Source organism: Flavobacterium cheonanense (genome assembly GCF_039539185.1).
GTDB classification, from domain to species: domain Bacteria; phylum Bacteroidota; class Bacteroidia; order Flavobacteriales; family Flavobacteriaceae; genus Flavobacterium; species Flavobacterium cheonanense.
The window spans coordinates 202,258-220,065 of the sequence record NZ_BAABCT010000002.1 but is presented as its reverse complement, the minus strand read 5'-3'; the positions used below and the strand labels follow the sequence as shown (position 1 = coordinate 220,065).

The window sequence follows — 17,808 nt, the reverse complement described above, 5'->3', positions numbered from 1 at the left end:
ATGAGTAATAAAGTTATACACGCAATATACAATGATGATGATATTTTAATGGATGCTGTAAAGCAAACAAGAAAAGCGCATCATCATATTGAAGAAGTTTTTACTCCATTTCCTGTTCACGGATTGGATAAAGCGATGGGATTGGCACCAACCAGACTTGCAATATGCGCATTTATTTATGGTTGTATAGGTATCAGTGTTGCAACAACAATGATGAATTACATTATGATACAAGATTGGCCTCAAGATATTGGAGGAAAGCCAAGTATGAGCTACATACAAAATATGCCAGCTTTTGTGCCGGTAATGTTTGAAATGACAGTTTTCTTTGCAGCTCACTTAATGGTAATTACTTTTTATATGAGAAGTAAATTGTGGCCATTTAAAAAAGCAGAAAATCCTGATGTGAGAACAACAGATGATCACTTCTTAATGGAAGTAGCTGTAAATAATAATGAAGAAGAATTGACTTCTTTCTTAAAAAATACAGGTGCAGTTGAAGTTAAAGTAATTGATAAGCACTAAACAGACATGAAAAGTATAATAAAAATAACATTAGTATTAGGTATAATAGTATCTCTTTCTTCATGTAAAGATAATGCATCACCTAATTATCAGTATATGCCAAACATGTACGAGTCAGTTGCATATGAAACATATTCTGAATCAAATGCTTTTAATTCGCCTTATGGATTGAAAGGTCAAGAAGGTCAATTACCTGCTAAAGGTTCTATTAAACGTGGTTATGTTCCTTACGAATATGCTGATACACCAGAATCTTTTGCAGCTGTTAAAGCAGCAAATTTAGCCTCTCCGTTAGATCCTGCAAAAATTGATATGAAAAAAGCAGAAGAGTTATATGTGATTTATTGCGCAATTTGTCATGGTAACGCTGGAGATGGTAAAGGTAAATTAGTGACTCAAGGTAAATTTCTTGGAGTTCCAAGTTATGCTGACAGAGTTATCAACGAAGGTAGTGTTAATCACGTTATAAATTATGGTTTAAATTCAATGGGTTCGTATGCTACTCAATTAAATCAAGAAGAACGTTGGATGGTTTCAGCTTATGTAATGAAGCTTAAAAGTGAATTATAATTGTAGAACAAACAGATTGTTATAGATATGTACACATTTTCAAAAGGTTTAAAAAACACAGCGCTTGTTCTAATGATTTTAGGATTAGTTGGTATAGTGTATGGTTTTTTATCTACTCCAAAGACTATAGAAGAAGTTGAAAAAATAGTTGCCGCTAGTCATCATGGTAATCATGACACAAAGGCTGACGCTCACAATACACATGAGGTAGTAGCGAATCATCATGAAGCAAAAGAAGAAGTTAAAAATGAAGCTGAAGTATCTAAAACAGATACTACTTCTATAGTTGATCACAAAGATACAACCAAAACTGAAGTTGCTCCTTTAGTAAAAGAAGATCAGAATCATCATGATAATCATGCTGCTAGCAATGTTTCAGAATCTAAAGTTGATGCTGAAAAAGAGCATAAAGAACATTTAGAACATGTTTTACACCAGTTACAAAACAAACCTTGGTCTGCATTATATGTTGCTTGTATTTTCTTCATGTTAATTTCATTGGGTGTTTTAGCTTTTTATGCTATACAACAAGTTGCTCAAGCAGGTTGGTCTCCAGTTTTGTTTAGAGTAATGCAAGGTATTACTGCATATTTACCAGTTGGTTCTTTGATATTTTTTGGTCTACTAGTGTTATCTGCTTTACACTTAAATCATTTATTTGTTTGGATGGATGATGGTGTTACTGAAGTTGGTCATGCTAATTATGATAAATTAATTGCAGGAAAATCTGGTTATTTAAATGTTACGTTTTGGTTGGTTAGAGCCGCAGTTTTCTTGATTGGTTGGAACTTATACCGATATATGTCTAGAAAGAATTGTTTAGCTCAAGATGAATCAAATGATAATACTTTCTACAAAAAGAATTTTAAATTATCTGCTGGATTTTTAGTTTTCTTTATTGTTACCGAGTCTATTATGTCTTGGGATTGGTTGATGTCTTTCGATCCTCATTGGTTTAGCACACTTTTTGGATGGTATGTTTTTGCTAGTTTCTTTGTAAGTGGAATTACCACAATTTCAATGGTAACATTATATTTAAAATCTAAGGGTTATTTAGAAAATGTAAACTCAAGTCATATTCACGATTTATCTAAATTTATGTTTGGTATAAGTGTTTTTTGGACCTATTTATGGTTTTCACAATTCATGCTTATTTGGTATGCAAATATTCCAGAAGAGGTTACTTATTTCATAACTCGAATTAATGACTATAATTTACCTTTCTTTGGTGCTGTTGTTATGAATTTTGTTTTCCCATTATTAGTTTTAATTAATACTGATTTTAAACGTATAGCACCAATTATTGTAGGAGCAGGTATTGTTATTTTATTAGGACATTATATTGATTTCTTTAACATGGTTATGCCAGCAACTGTTGGTGACCAATGGTTCATTGGTGTATCTGAAATCGCTTCTGTATTATTCTTTTTAGGATTGTTTATTTTTGTAGTATTTACAGCTTTGTCTAAAGCACCACTTACTCCAAAACGTAACCCTTTCATTGAAGAAAGTAAACATTTTCATTATTAATATTTAAAGAAAAGAACAAATGACAAGTTTATTAGTACTTCTTGTTTTAGTTTTATTATCGATTGCCCTATGGCAATTGACTAAAATTTTTGACCTAACGCAAGTTGGTAAACAATCTGATGATACTCAGGTAGCAAACGACAATGATAATAGAGTAAATGGCTATTTATCTTTTGGATTTTTAGCATTTATTTATTTAATAACAATATTTTGTTTAGTTAATTACGGAAAGTTTCCATTGATGAGTAATGCTGCTTCTGTTCATGGAAAAGATGTGGATCAATTGATGTGGATTTCAATGATTCTTATTTTTATTGTTCAAACTATTACTCAAGCATTATTATTTTATTTTTCTTATAAATACAGAGGTAGAAAAGGTCAAGTAGCAACATATTTTTCTGATAATAATAAATTAGAGTTTATTTGGAGTTCTATTCCTGCTTTAGTATTAGCCGTTTTAATTTTCTTCGGATTATATTCATGGACTGATATTATGTTTGTAAATGAAAAAGAAGAAAAACCAATTATAATCGAAGTTTATGCTCAGCAATTTAATTGGAAAGTTAGATATGCAGGGGATGATAATGTACTTGGAAAAGCTAATGTAAGGCTTATTGAAGGTGTTAATTCACTTGGAGTAGATTTATCTGATCCAAATGCACAAGATGATATTGTTGCTGAAGAAATGCATTTGCCAAAAGGTAGAAAAGTACTTTTCAAGATTCGTTCTCAAGATGTATTGCATTCTTTCTACATGCCACACTTTAGAGCTCAAATGAATTGTGTTCCTGGAATGGTAACTCAGTTTGCTTTCACTCCTTCTATGACTACTTCAGAAATGAGAGAGACGAAAGAAATGACAGAAAAAGTGGCTAATATTAATCAAATTAGAGAAGCGAAAAGTAAAAAATTGGTTGCTGAAGGTAAGCCTGGTTTAGATCCTTATCAATTTGATTTCTTGCTTTTATGTAACAAGATTTGCGGATCTTCTCACTACAATATGCAAATGAAAGTAGTTGTAGAAAGTGAAGCAGATTATAAAAAATGGTTGAAAGAGAAAACTAAATTAGTTCAGTCAGTTAAAACAGCTGTTGCTGAGGAAGCTGCTGCTAAACTTGCTGAATCTAATCCAGCTAAAATTGATACTACTTCTGTAAAAAAAGATACTACCTTGGTAGCTGAAGCCCCAACTAAATAATAAAAATATAATATATTTTATAATATGAGTCACGCACACGATAATCACGCACACGATCACCACGACGATCATCATGAACACCACCATAAAGATACTTTTATTACTAAATATATCTTTAGTATAGACCATAAGATGATTGCTAAGCAATATCTTTTGACTGGTATATTTATGGGAATTATTGGTGTTGGTATGTCCTTGCTTTTTAGATTGCAATTGGCTTGGCCTGAACAATCTTTTAAAGTTTTTAGTTTTTTCTTAGGTGAAAGAATGGCACCAGAAGGAGTTATGACTAATGAAGCATATTTATCATTAATTACAATACACGGAACTATAATGGTTTTCTTTGTATTGACTGCTGCTCTTAGTGGTACTTTTAGTAATCTATTAATTCCTTTGCAACTTGGCGCAAGAGATATGGCTTCTGGATTCCTTAATATGGTTTCTTATTGGTTATTCTTTTTATCAAGTGTGATAATGGTAGTTTCATTATTTGTTGAATCTGGACCTGCTTCTGCCGGTTGGACAATTTATCCTCCATTAAGTGCTTTGCCACAAGCAATTGCTGGTTCTGGTTTAGGTATGACATTATGGTTGGTTTCAATGGCAGTATTTATTGCTGCATCATTGATGGGTTCTTTAAATTATATAGTAACTGTTATTAATCTTAGAACTAAAGGAATGACAATGACAAGAATGCCTCTTACAATTTGGGCTTTCTTCATCACAGCTATCATTGGTGTTATTTCTTTCCCAGTTTTATTGTCAGCTGCTTTGTTATTAATTATGGATAGAAGTTTTGGTACTTCTTTCTTCTTGTCGGATATATATTTAGCTGGCGAAGTATTAAATTATCAAGGTGGTTCACCTGTATTATTTGAACACTTATTTTGGTTCCTAGGTCACCCAGAGGTATATATCATCTTATTGCCAGCTTTAGGGATTACTTCAGAAGTTATAGCAACAAATGCTCGTAAACCTATCTTTGGTTACAGAGCGATGATTATGTCAATATTAGCGATTGCATTTTTATCAACAATTGTTTGGGGACATCACATGTTTATTTCTGGGATGAATCCTTTCTTAGGGTCAGTATTTACTTTTACAACATTATTGATTGCAATACCATCTGCGGTGAAAGCATTCAACTATATTACAACTTTATGGAAAGGTAATTTACAACTTAATCCAGCTATGTTATTTTCTATTGGTTTAGTTTCTACATTCATTACTGGTGGATTAACTGGAATTATTTTAGGTGATAGTACTCTAGATATTAATGTTCATGATACTTATTTTGTTGTTGCTCACTTCCACTTAGTAATGGGTATTTCTGCTCTTTACGGAATGTTTGCTGGTATCTATCACTGGTATCCAAAAATGTTCGGAAGAATGTTAAACAAGAATTTAGGATATGTTCACTTTTGGGTAACTGCAATATGTGCCTATGGAGTTTTCTTCCCAATGCACTTTATTGGTATGGCAGGTCTTCCAAGACGTTATTATACAAATACAAACTTCCCATTGTTCGACGATTTACAGGATGTAAATGTTATTATTACAGTTTTTGCACTTGTTGGAGGAGCGTTTCAGTTGGTATTTATTTATAATTTCTTCTCAAGTATTTTCTACGGAAAACGAACAGTTCAAAATCCATGGAGATCTAATACTTTAGAATGGACTGCACCAATTGAGCATATTCATGGTAACTGGCCAGGAGAAATTCCTGAAGTTCATAGATGGCCTTATGATTATAGTAAACCAGGTCATGATGAAGATTTTGTTCCACAGAATGTTCCTATGAAACCAGGTGAAGAAGTTTTACATCACTAAGATTTTAAAATACAATACAAAAAAAGCCTTTCATTAGAAAGGCTTTTTTATTTAGATGTAACTTTGTTATATATTTGTAGTATGAATGAAAATTTAGATCCAACTAACAATAATTACAATTCGGAAGAGCTTGACCTTGAAAAGAAATTAAGGCCGCTATCTTTTGATGATTTTACCGGACAAGAACAAGTTTTAGATAATTTGAAAGTCTTTGTTGAGGCTGCAAATCAAAGGAATGAAGCTTTAGATCATGCATTGTTTCATGGGCCACCAGGATTAGGTAAAACAACTTTAGCTAATATTTTGGCTAATGAACTTGGAGTTGGTATAAAAATTACATCAGGTCCAGTTTTAGATAAACCAGGTGATTTAGCTGGATTATTAACCAATCTTGAAGACCGTGATGTTTTATTTATTGACGAAATACATCGTTTAAGTCCAGTTGTTGAGGAATACTTGTATTCTGCAATGGAAGATTTCAAGATTGATATAATGATTGAATCAGGTCCTAATGCAAGAACTGTTCAGATTAATTTAAATCCTTTTACATTAGTTGGGGCAACAACTAGATCAGGTTTGTTAACTGCGCCAATGCGTGCTCGTTTTGGAATTCAAAGTAGATTACAATATTATAATACGGAATTATTAACTACTATCGTTCAACGTAGTTCTGCAATTTTAAAAATGCCTATTACTATGGAGGCAGCTATTGAAATAGCAGGAAGAAGTCGTGGTACTCCAAGAATCGCAAATGCACTTTTAAGACGTGTTCGTGACTTTGCTCAAATTAAAGGTAATGGTAAGATTGATATTGAAATTGCTCGCTATTCTCTAAAAGCATTACATGTTGATGCACACGGCTTAGATGAAATGGATAATAAAATTCTCACTACTATTATTGATAAGTTTAAAGGAGGTCCAGTGGGGTTGTCTACTCTTGCAACTGCAGTCTCAGAAAGTGGAGAAACAATAGAAGAAGTTTATGAACCATTTTTAATTCAAGAAGGTTTTATTGTTAGGACTCCTAGAGGTAGAGAAGTTACAGAAAAGGCCTATAAACATTTGGGTAAAATCAAAGCAAATATTCAAGGAGGATTATTTTAATTTTGATAAACAATAAAGAAAAATATTCACAATTAATTAAAGCCGAATCCAAAAGACTCGGCTTTCTTTCTTGTGGTATTTCTAAAGCAGAATTCTTAGAAGAAGAAGCTCCAAGATTAGAAAGTTGGTTGAATAAAAACCATCACGGTCAAATGACCTATATGGAAAATCATTTTGACAAAAGACTAAATCCAAAACTTTTAGTTGATGATTCCAAAAGTGTTATTTCATTGCTATTAAATTATTTCCCTTCAGAAGAGCAAAATAGTGATAGTTATAAGATTTCTAAATATGCTTACGGAAAAGATTATCATTTTGTAATTAAAGAAAAACTAAAGGAACTATTAAATACAATTCAATCACAAATTGGGGAAGTTTCTGGACGAGCATTTGTAGATTCTGCTCCTGTTTTAGACAAAGCTTGGGCAGCAAAAAGTGGTCTAGGATGGATAGGAAAAAACAGTAACCTAATTACTCAAAAAGTAGGTTCCTTTTATTTTATTGCCGAACTAATTATAGATTTAGAATTAGAATATGATTATCCAACAACAGACCATTGCGGAACATGTACTGCTTGTATAGATGCTTGTCCAACCGATGCCATTGTTGCTCCTTATGTAGTTGACGGAAGTAAATGTATTTCTTATTTCACAATTGAATTAAAAGACAATTTACCAATTGAAATGAAAGGTAAGTTTGACGATTGGGCATTTGGTTGCGATGTTTGTCAAGACGTTTGCCCATGGAATCGTTTTTCAAAACCTCATAATGAACCATTATTTAATCCAAATCCTGAACTTTTATCTTTTTCTAAAAGAGATTGGGATGAAATTACAAATGACACCTTCAACAAGGTTTTTAAAAACTCAGCAGTTAAAAGAACAAAATTTGAAGGTTTTAAGAGGAATATCAATTTCCTGAAGTAGATTCTCTTTCTATAATTGAAGTTTGTAATTCTATGGTCTTAGGTTTGAATTCTAGTAATTCTTTTCTCTGATTAATTTCTTCCAACAATAAATTAAAAGAATTTACACCCATTTCATAACTAGGTTGATCTATAGTACTTAACTTCGGAGTTATAACTTGCGACATAAACCAGTTACTAAATCCAATTACTTTTATCTGATTAGGGACATTTATATTATTTTCATTGAAATAAGCTATAACTCCTACAGCTACCAAATCTGTTATCACAAAAATACCATCAACATCAGGATGATCTTTAATAATTTGAGCAGCAAATTCTTTTCCCTCGTCAAAAGTTACGTTTTTACATGTATAAACTAATTTTGAATCAAAATTTAAGTTATTTTTCTCAATAGCTTTTTTATATCCAAGAAATCGGTCAATTGAATTTTGTGGATTTACTGGTCCGCGAATATGAGCAATTTTTTTACAACCTTTACTTATTAAGTGTTCTACAGCTTCAAACGCAGCTTTTTGATCATTTATAATTACTTTAGAACAATTGATAAGCTTGGAAATTTTATCAAACATTACAAAAGGAATTTCACGTCTTATAATATCTTTTATATGTTCATCATCATTAGATTCATTTGAAAGGGACATTATTATCCCATCAACTCTTTTGTTTATCAATAAATCTACTTGTTTCTTTTCTAATTCTAAAGATTCATTAGATTGGAGGATAATAACTAAATAACCATTCTTCTCAGCTTCAGCAATAATTCCATTAATAACATTAGAAAAAAAGTGATGAACTACTTCTGGAATAATTAAACCTATGGTTCTAGATTCTCTAGTTCTAAGATTTACTGCAAAACTATTTGGTGTATATTGTAAGGTTTGTGCAAGTTCTAAAACCTTTTTTTTAGTCTTTGCACTTACATCCGGATAGTTTTTTAAAGCTTTTGATACCGTAGTTATAGAAATTCCTAAAGTTTCAGCTATTTGTTTTAAAGTTGTCTCTTTCATTTAACAAATATGATAAAAAAAATCTAAAATAAAAATCGAAAACGTTTTCGGAGTTTTCGAAAACGTTTTCGATAATAATTCTCTAATATATTAATAACAAAAAATATAATTTCGGAATTATTATTAACTAAATTTACTAATCAAACAATTATTAAAAATGAAAAAAAGTACTTTATTTTTGAAGAACTTACTATTCTTAACAGCATTATTGTTGTTTAATAGTGCTTTCTCACAAAGTAGCTTGAGCGGAAAAGTAACAGATGACAAAGGAAATGTCGTTTCTGGCGCTAATGTATCTGTTGCAAAAAAGGCTACAACTACTGATGCTGATGGTAATTATGCAATATCAGGACTTTCTGATGGAGCTACAACTGTTACCGTTTCTTACATTGGTATGAAAACTTCTAAAAAAGAAGTTGTAATTAGCGGAGCTACTACTGCTAATGTTCAACTTGAGCAAGAAGCTACTTCACTTGAAGAAGTTGTTGTAACCGGTGTAATCAATCCACGTTCTAAGCTGCAATCAAGTGTTTCTATCAGTTCTGTGTCAGTGGCACAAATTGAGCAAGGAGCTCCAAGAGCAACAGCAGAATTATTTAGAATGCTTCCTGGTATAAAATCTGAATCAACAGGTGGTGAAGGTAACGCTAACATAACTGTTCGTGGTATTCCAATAGCATCTGGTGGAGCAAAATTTTTACAATTGCATGAAGATGGAATGCCAGTAATGCAATTTGGAGATGTTGCTTTTGGTAATGCAGATATTTTTGTAAGAAATGACCAAACTATCAGTAAAGTTGAAGCTATCCGTGGAGGTTCAGCATCTACTTTGGCAAGTAATTCACCAGCAGGTATCATCAACTTTATCAGTAAAGATGGTAAAAAAGAAGGTGGTTCGTTAATGCAATCTATTGGTGTTGATTTCGGAAGCAACAGAACAGATTTTGAATATGGTTCACCAATTTCAGAAACATTACGTTTTCACGTAGGTGGATTTTTCCGTCAAGGAGAAGGACCTAGAAATGCAGGTTACACAGCAAATTTAGGAGGTCAATTCAAGGCTAATATGACTAAAGAATTTGAAAAAGGATATGTACGTCTTTATTTCAAATATTTAAATGATAGATCAATTGGTTACTTACCAATGCCAGTAAAAGTTTCAGGTACTAATGAAAATCCTAATTGGAGTTCATTATCAAACTTTAATATTTTGCACGATACTCCTCATAGCCCTTACTTTTTAGATAACCTAACTGTTGGTGCTGATGGAGAAAGAAGAAGAAGTAATTTAGCAGACGGAATGCGTCCTGTGGCAACTTCTTTCGGTGGTGAAATGAAATTTGATTTAGGTAATGATTGGAAAGTTGAAGAACGTTTCAGACAAAACTATCACAATGGTAGATTTGTTTCTCCATTTCCTGCTGAAGTTGCAACTGCTGCTTCATTTGCAACAGGATTCGGAGTTCCAAATTTAACATACGCTAACGGACCATTAGCTGGTCAAAACTTTGCTAGTAATGGATTAGTAATGAGAATTCATACATTTGATACTGAAATAAACAATTTCAACAACTTTACAAATGATATGAAATTGACAAAAAAATTCGGAAACTTTGATTTGACTTTAGGATATTACAAAGCATTCCAAAATATCAATATGTCATGGTTGTGGAATTCTTACTTACTTGAAGTTAAAGGAGAAAATGCAGCGTTATTAAATGCTGGACCTAACTCGGTAAACGGATTGTATGCATATGGTGTTCCAGCTTGGGGTAACTGTTGTACAAGAAATTATGATGCAAATTATGAAGTAACTGCTCCTTATGTTGCAGGTCAATTAAAAGTGAATGATAAATTTAATGTAGATATGAGTTTGCGTTTTGATTCAGGAAAAGCAAGAGGATCTTATGCAGGTGCAACTCAAGCTCTAAATTTAGATGTTAACAATAACGGAACAATTGAAGGACCAGAAGCAAGTGTTTCTGTAGTTGATAATGCTAACAGAAAACCAATTAACTATGATTATGATTATGTATCTTACTCATTTGGTGGAAACTATTTATTAACTGATAATCAATCTGTTTTTGCAAGATACAGTCGTGGTGGAAGAGCCAATGCTGATCGTTTATTATTCGGTCCAAATGTATTAAATGATGGTTCTGCAGTTCCTGGTTTAAGTGCTGATATGGTTAATCAAGCAGAATTAGGTTTCAAAAGAAAAGGTCAAAATTCATCAATTTATGCTACAGCTTTTTATGCTAATGTATCTGAACAAAACTGGGACTTTGGTGGTTCTGGTGGTGGAATTAGACAAATTCAAAGAAAATATAATTCTTATGGTTTAGAATTAGAAGGAAACTATAAAGTTAAAAATTTCTCTGTAAATGGTAGTGTAACTTACACAAAAGCTGAAATTGCTGATGATGTAGTAACTCCAGCTTTAAATGGAAACAAACCTCGTCGTCAAGCAGATTTTATTTACAACATTGTACCAGCTTTCAAATTTGGTTCAAACAAGCAACATAATTTTGGATTCTCTGTAATAGGAACTACAAAATCTTATGCTCAAGATGATAACAAACTAGTTATGCCAGGATATGCTTATGTTAATCCATTTATCAATGTTGAGTTAACTAAAGGACTTTCAGCTTCTTTAAATGTAAATAACGTATTTGATACAATCGGTATTACAGAAGTAGAAGAAGGAAGTATTACTGAAAATACAGATAACATTGTTAGAGCTAGATCAATTAATGGAAGAACAACTTCATTAACAATTGCTTATAGATTCTAATAAAAAAGTTCATGTTTAATTTTGATAATTCCTATATCAGTCAGAAGCTGATATGGGAATTATTTTTAAAACACTAAACTATTTAAAAACATTAAAAAATGAAAAAAATACTACTTTTACTTTTCTTTTTTACGGCTTTTATTCCTTCACAATTGCACGCACAAGAAACATCAAAAAAAGCGATTATCGTATACGGAAGTGATGATTGTCATCATTGTATTGATACAAAAGCTTACCTAAAAAAAAATAATATTGAATTCGTTTTTTTTGATATTGACAAAAATGCTGATGCACTAAAAGAAATGCTCGCCAAATTAAAAAATGCTGGAATAAGTACTTCCAATTTAGGGATTCCAGTAATTGATAAGCAAGGTGTTATTTTTACAAATAATGGTGTTTTCGAAGAGTTTTTAAAAAAACTAAATTAAAAAATGTCTAACAAACCTTCACTAAGCTTTTGGCAAATTATAAATATGAATGTTGGATTTTTCGGAATCCAATATAGTTTTGGTTTGCAACAAAGTGCTGTAAATCCTATATACGATTTTCTTGGTGCAAGTCCAGATGAATTGCCTTTACTTAATCTTGCAGGACCACTTACAGGTTTACTAATTCAACCTATAATTGGTGCTTTAAGTGACAAAACCTGGTTGCCAAAATTTGGAGGAAGAAGAAAGCCTTACTTTTTTATTGGTGCATTGGTTTGTAGTATTGCTCTATTTTTATTTCCATTTAGTAGTTCTTTGTGGATGGCCGCAGGTTTATTATGGATTTTAGATGCAGGAAACAACACTGCAATGGAACCATATCGAGCTTTTATTGCCGACAAACTAGACGAATCGCAACAACCATTGGGTTTTCAAGCGCAAAGTTTTTTTACTGGTTTTGGACAAACATTAGCGAATGTCTCCTTATTTATTTTTCCATTAATTTTTATAGGAACCACCGGAAAACTTCCAACATGGGTTTTTGCTTCGTTTATTTTAGGTGCAGTTTGTTCTGTAGTCTCAGTTTGGTGGAGTTCGCACACTACTAAAGAAATTCCTCCAACCGAGGAAGAATTACAAAAAATAGAAGCAGAAAAAATTAATCTTCTCACACCATTTATAGATATTTTTTCAGCAGTAAAAGATATGCCAAAAGTAATGTGGCAATTAGCTTTAGTTTATTTATTTCAATGGTATGCCTTGTTCTGTTATTGGCAAAACTCATCTAAAAGCATTGCGCTTTCAGTGTGGAATACTTCTCCAGAAAAGGATATGAAATTATATGGTGAAGCTGTAAGTTGGACAGGATTAGTAAATGGTTGGTACAATATTGTTACTTTTTTAGTTGCCTTTTTACTAGTAGGTTTTGCTAAAAAATATTCTGCAAAATATGTCCATTTCACTTGTTTGATTCTTGCGGCTATAGGATTTTTATTGTTTCCACATATTGAAAATAAATATTTATTATTTCCAGCAATTACCGGTTTCGGAATTGGTTGGGCAAGTATGATGGGAATTCCTTATTTGATGGTTGTTGCCAATATTCCAAAGGAGCGATATGGAGTTTATATGGGAATTATAAACATGATGATTGTAATTCCAATGTTTATTCAAACGTTGACTTTTGGTTATGTTTTAAAGAATTTTCTAAATAACGACCCTAGACAAGCTATAACTTTTGCAGGAATTTTATTAGTAATTAGTGCCATTTGCACTCTTTTTATTAAAGTAAAAAACAGTAATCAAAATACTTAATTTGAAAAATATAGCATACAATAAAGCCATTGAATTATTGCATAAAGTCGCTACTCCAAGTGGTTTCTTAGCAAGCGCAGAAAAAACAACTAATTATCAGAGAGTTTGGGCTCGTGATGGAGTTATTTGTGGTTTAGCAGCTTTGGCATCTGGCGATGAAATGCTAATTGAAACATTCAAAAAAACATTAGAAACATTAGCAAACAATCAACATAGTAACGGAACAATTCCTTCAAATGTATTAATTGATGGTAGTTTTAAAGAAGTAAGCTATGGTGGATTAGCTGGAAGAGTAGATGCTGTTACTTGGTTTGTAATTGGAGTATGTCAATATGCTAAGCAAACCGATAATGCCGAGTTTGTTATAAAATATGAATCTCATATCGAAAAATGTTTGTCATTATTAGAAGCATGGGAATTTAATAATAAGCATCTTATGTATGTGCCTTTGTCAGGTAATTGGGCTGATGAATACATCACCGATGGATATGTACTGTACGATCAATTACTACGAATTTGGGCTCTAAAAAGTTATAATTATTTTCAAAAAGAAGAGATAATTTCAAATAAAATAGACAAAATTATTGAGCAAGTTGAAATAAACTTTATACCAAAATCAACTGGAGAAAAATACCATCAAAGAGCTTATGATGAAATGAGTTTTCAAGATTTCATGCCTTGTTCTTTTTCTCCTTCTGGATATAAAACACAATTTGATGCTTTTGCAAATTCATTAATTTTATTGCTAAATATTGGTTCAGCAGAGTTTCAAAAGAAGATTATTGATTTTTCAAATTCGTTAGCATCTGAAACTAATTTAGGTTTGATTCCAGCTTTTTGGCCTCCAGTTTTTCCAAATGATGAACATTGGAATTTATTGAAGAACAATTGCAAATTTGAGTTTAGAAATTATCCGTATGAATTTCACAACGGCGGAAGTTGGCCAATGGTCAATGGCTTTTTTGGATTAGCATTACTTTCAAAAGATAAAAATGCTGATGCAGAAATTATTTTAGAGAGAATAAATCATGCAAATGCAATAAGTGAGTTTTCATTTTATGAAAATTTCAATACTACAACTCAAGAGCCAAATGGTGTAGCTTTTTGTGCTTGGAGCGCAGCAGCTAGTGTTCTAGTTCATCAATCATTATATAATAATTTTAAAATATTTTTTTAATTGAAATCTATAGATATCATAAGTATAGGCGAAGTTTTAATCGATTTTATTGGTCATGAGGTGAACACTTCAATCAATAGAACCAAAGATTATCATCGTTTTTTAGGAGGTTCTCCTACAAACGTTGCAGTTAATGCTTCTCGTTTAGGATTGAATGCAGTATTAGTAGCATCATGCGGACAAGATGGTTTAGGCGATTATGTTGTTAGAAAATTAAAATCGAATAATGTAAATACATCACAAATTAGAAAGTCAGAATCGGCTCCAACATCTGTAATTTTTGTTTCAAAATCAACCGAAACACCCGATTTTATTCCTTACAGACAAGCCGATTGCGAAATTTTTGAAACTCAACTGCCAGATGAGATTATTGCAGATGCTAAAATTTTCCACACAACTTGCTTTGCATTAAGTAAAAATCCGGCTAGACAAACAATTTTAAATAGAGCAAAAAAAGCTAAAGAGTTAGGATTAAAATTAAGTATTGATATTAATTTTTCTGAGAGAATTTGGCCAAATAGAGAAGAGGCAAAACAGGTTTTAAAAGAATATTTAGCAAATGATCCATTAGTTAAATTAAGTGAGGATGATTGTTACCGATTATTTTCAGAAGTAAAATCAGAGGACTATATATTCGAATATTTTCATAATCTAGGAGCAACAACAATTTGCTTAACTAAAGGGAAAAATGGCGTAGTTGTCTCTGATTTAAATCAAGGTTTGTTTTTTCAAAAAGCTATTCACATAGATGAAATAAAAGATACAACAGGTGCTGGAGATGCTTTTTGGACCGGTTTTTTATATGCTCAAATTGAAGGTAAAAACCTTAACGAGAGTATCACAATTGCACAAAAATTAGCAACCATAAAGCTTCAAAATGTTGGACGATTGCCAGACAATATAAATATAAAAAGTATAATAGAATAATAGAGTTAGTTTGAGTTTTGTTTAATGTAAAGCTGTGATTTTAAATCACAGCTTTTTCTATTTGTATCAATTTGAAATTTATTTAAAAGAAAAGCTATAATTGTTTCCATTTTCCATTCAGACTTTTACCTTTGTAGGTCAGAATAAAAAGAAAAGAAAATGCATAAAGACAATAAACGTAGAGAAGCACTTTTATATCACGCTAAACCCACTCCAGGTAAAATTAAGGTTGTTCCAACTAAAAAATATGCAACACAAAGAGATTTGTCTTTAGCTTATTCTCCTGGTGTTGCAGAACCATGTTTAGAGATTGCAAAAGACGTTAATAACGTTTATAAATATACATCCAAAGGGAATTTAGTTGCTGTTATTTCCAACGGAACTGCTGTTTTAGGATTAGGAGACATTGGACCAGAAGCTTCAAAACCAGTAATGGAAGGAAAAGCATTATTGTTTAAAATCTTCGCAGACATAGATGTGTTTGATATTGAAGTAGATACTAAAAACATAGATGAGTTTATAGCTACTGTAAAAAATATTGCTCCAACTTTTGGCGGAATTAATCTAGAAGATATCAAAGCGCCAGAATCTTTCGAAATAGAAAGACGATTGGTTGAGGAATTAAATATTCCTGTAATGCATGATGATCAACATGGAACCGCAATTATATCTTCTGCAGCATTATTAAATGCTTTAGAATTAGCAGAAAAAGATATCGAAAAGGTTAAATTAGTTGTTTCTGGAGCTGGTTCAGCTGCATTAGCTTGTGCCAACTTATATGTTTTGTTAGGAATCCAACCTCAAAACATAATTATGTTTGATAAAGATGGAGTTTTATCAAGTGACAGAACCGACTTGTCTGAACTACAAAAAAGATATTCTTTCGGTAAAAAAGGAACTACACTAGCAGAAGCATTGAATAATGCAGATGTTTTTTTAGGACTTTCAGCAGGAAATATTCTAACTCCAGAAATGCTATTGGGAATGGCAAAAGATCCTATTGTTTTTGCAATGGCAAATCCAACTCCCGAAATTGATTACAACCTTGCAATAGATACTAGAAAAGATATAATTATGGCAACTGGTCGTTCAGATCATCCTAATCAAGTAAATAATGTTTTAGGTTTCCCTTATATTTTTAGAGGCGCGCTAGATGTTAGAGCAACTAAGATTAACGAAGCTATGAAAATGGCAGCAGTTAGAGCTTTAGCAGCATTAGCAAAAGAAATGGTTCCTGAGCAAGTGAATATTGCCTATGGTGAAACTAGATTAAATTTTGGTAGAGATTATATAATTCCAAAACCATTTGACCCAAGATTGATTACTATGGTGGCTCCAGCTGTAGCAAAAGCCGCAATGGATAGTGGTGTAGCTTTAAATCCAATTACAGATTGGGAAAAATATGAAAGTGAATTGTTAGAACGAATGGGTTCTGATAATAAAATGGTTAGATTGCTTACCAACAGAGCTAAAACAGATCCAAAGAGAATTGTTTTTGCAGAAGCTGACCAACTAGATGTATTAAAAGCAGCCCAAATTGTTTATGAAGAAGGTATCGGACATCCAATTTTATTGGGAAGAAAAGAAGATATTTTAGAACTGAAAGAAGAAATTGGTTTTGATGCTGATGTACCAATTTTAGATCCTAAAACAAAAGAAGAAGATAAAAGAAGATTAGAATACGCCGAAATCTTTTGGAAAGAAAGAAGAAGAAAAGGAATATCACAACTCGATGCTCAAAAGTGGATGCGTGAACGCAATTATTTTGCCGCAATGATGGTAAATCAAGGTGATGCCGATGCTATGGTTTCAGGATATTCAAGAAGTTATCCTTCAGTAGTAAAACCATTAATGCAATTAATAGGAAAAGCCCCTGGAATATCTCTAATTGCTTCTACCAATATGATGATGACTAATCGTGGACCTATGTTCTTGTCAGATACTGCAATTAACCCAAATCCATCTGCTGATGATTTAGCTAAAATTGCTTTAATGACTGCAAAAACCGTTAGAATGTTTGGTATTGAACCTGTAATTGCTATGGTTTCGTTCTCAAATTTTGGTTCGTCAAACTATGAAAGTGCTAATAAAGTTAGAGAAGCAGTAGCATATTTACATCACTATTACCCAGATTTAATTGTAGATGGTGAAATTCAAACTGATTTTGCATTAAATCCTGAAATGCTTCAAAAGAAATTTCCATTTTCTAAATTGGCTGGAAAAAAAGTAAATACTTTGATTTTTCCTAATTTGGAAGCAGCAAATATTACTTACAAACTTCTTAAAGAATTATATAAAGTTGATTCTATTGGACCAATTGTAATGGGAATGGATAAGCCAGTTCATATCTTCCAATTGGGAGCAAGTGTTGAGGAAATGGTTAATATGGCAGCAGTTGCAGTTGTTGATGCACAAGAGAAAAATAAACGAATTAAGAATTTTGACGTAAAAAAATAGCAGAAAATCGGCATTAGTT

14 protein-coding genes are annotated in these 17,808 nt (G+C 32.0%); 13 read left to right on the top strand and 1 reads right to left on the bottom strand.

Annotated features, from left to right (window positions below):
* The 7 genes from ABD766_RS04465 to queG all read left to right on the top strand — a co-directional run bounded on the left by ABD766_RS04465 (position 1) and on the right by queG (position 7,683).
* A complete protein-coding gene (locus tag ABD766_RS04465) occupies positions 1–525 on the top strand; it encodes a DUF3341 domain-containing protein (RefSeq protein ID WP_298307855.1) in 525 nt (174 codons plus the stop codon).
* 6 nt (positions 526–531) lie between these two features.
* Complete coding sequence (locus tag ABD766_RS04460) at positions 532–1,095, top strand: c-type cytochrome (protein WP_298307858.1); 564 nt, start codon at positions 532–534, stop codon at positions 1,093–1,095.
* A 27-nt stretch (positions 1,096–1,122) separates the two neighbouring features.
* Entirely contained in the window at positions 1,123–2,625 is a 1,503-nt protein-coding gene (locus ABD766_RS04455; RefSeq protein WP_344815557.1) for a quinol:cytochrome C oxidoreductase, read from the top strand.
* Between the two features lie 19 nt (positions 2,626–2,644).
* Complete coding sequence (locus ABD766_RS04450; RefSeq protein WP_344815556.1) at positions 2,645–3,823, top strand: cytochrome c oxidase subunit II; 1,179 nt, start codon at positions 2,645–2,647, stop codon at positions 3,821–3,823.
* A gap of 24 nt (positions 3,824–3,847) precedes the next feature.
* A complete protein-coding gene (locus ABD766_RS04445) occupies positions 3,848–5,653 on the top strand; it encodes a cytochrome c oxidase subunit I (RefSeq protein WP_344815555.1) in 1,806 nt (601 codons plus the stop codon).
* Between the two features lie 81 nt (positions 5,654–5,734).
* A complete protein-coding gene (gene ruvB / locus ABD766_RS04440) occupies positions 5,735–6,757 on the top strand; it encodes a Holliday junction branch migration DNA helicase RuvB (protein WP_344815553.1) in 1,023 nt (340 codons plus the stop codon).
* 2 nt (positions 6,758–6,759) lie between these two features.
* On the top strand, positions 6,760–7,683 hold the full coding sequence (gene queG / locus ABD766_RS04435) for a tRNA epoxyqueuosine(34) reductase QueG (RefSeq protein WP_344815552.1): 924 nt from the start codon (positions 6,760–6,762) through the stop codon (positions 7,681–7,683).
* Here the strand turns inward: queG and ABD766_RS04430 are convergent.
* Positions 7,667–8,692, bottom strand: a complete 1,026-nt coding sequence (locus ABD766_RS04430) for a LacI family DNA-binding transcriptional regulator (RefSeq protein ID WP_298307876.1) — start codon at positions 8,690–8,692, stop codon at positions 7,667–7,669. The two genes, queG and ABD766_RS04430, sit on opposite strands and share 17 nt — an antisense overlap.
* Positions 8,693–8,849: 157 nt before the next feature.
* On the opposite strand from ABD766_RS04430, the gene ABD766_RS04425 reads away from it, so the two are divergent.
* The 6 genes from ABD766_RS04425 (at position 8,850) to ABD766_RS04400 (ending at position 17,789) form a co-directional block, all read left to right on the top strand.
* Positions 8,850–11,486 carry a TonB-dependent receptor gene (locus ABD766_RS04425; protein ID WP_344815551.1) on the top strand — a complete coding sequence of 879 codons (2,637 nt, stop codon included), beginning with the start codon at positions 8,850–8,852 and terminating at the stop codon, positions 11,484–11,486.
* Positions 11,487–11,584: 98 nt separating this feature from the next.
* On the top strand, positions 11,585–11,914 hold the full coding sequence (locus ABD766_RS04420; protein ID WP_344815550.1) for a glutaredoxin family protein: 330 nt from the start codon (positions 11,585–11,587) through the stop codon (positions 11,912–11,914).
* Between the two features lie 3 nt (positions 11,915–11,917).
* Complete coding sequence (locus ABD766_RS04415; RefSeq protein WP_344815549.1) at positions 11,918–13,228, top strand: MFS transporter; 1,311 nt, start codon at positions 11,918–11,920, stop codon at positions 13,226–13,228.
* 1 nt (position 13,229) lies between these two features.
* Positions 13,230–14,405, top strand: coding sequence for a glycoside hydrolase 100 family protein (locus tag ABD766_RS04410; protein ID WP_344815548.1), 1,176 nt, complete (start codon positions 13,230–13,232; stop codon positions 14,403–14,405).
* Entirely contained in the window at positions 14,406–15,332 is a 927-nt protein-coding gene (locus ABD766_RS04405) for a carbohydrate kinase family protein (protein WP_344815547.1), read from the top strand.
* Positions 15,333–15,491: 159 nt separating this feature from the next.
* A complete protein-coding gene (locus ABD766_RS04400) occupies positions 15,492–17,789 on the top strand; it encodes an NADP-dependent malic enzyme (RefSeq protein ID WP_298307893.1) in 2,298 nt (765 codons plus the stop codon).
* Positions 17,790–17,808 lie beyond the last annotated feature (19 nt).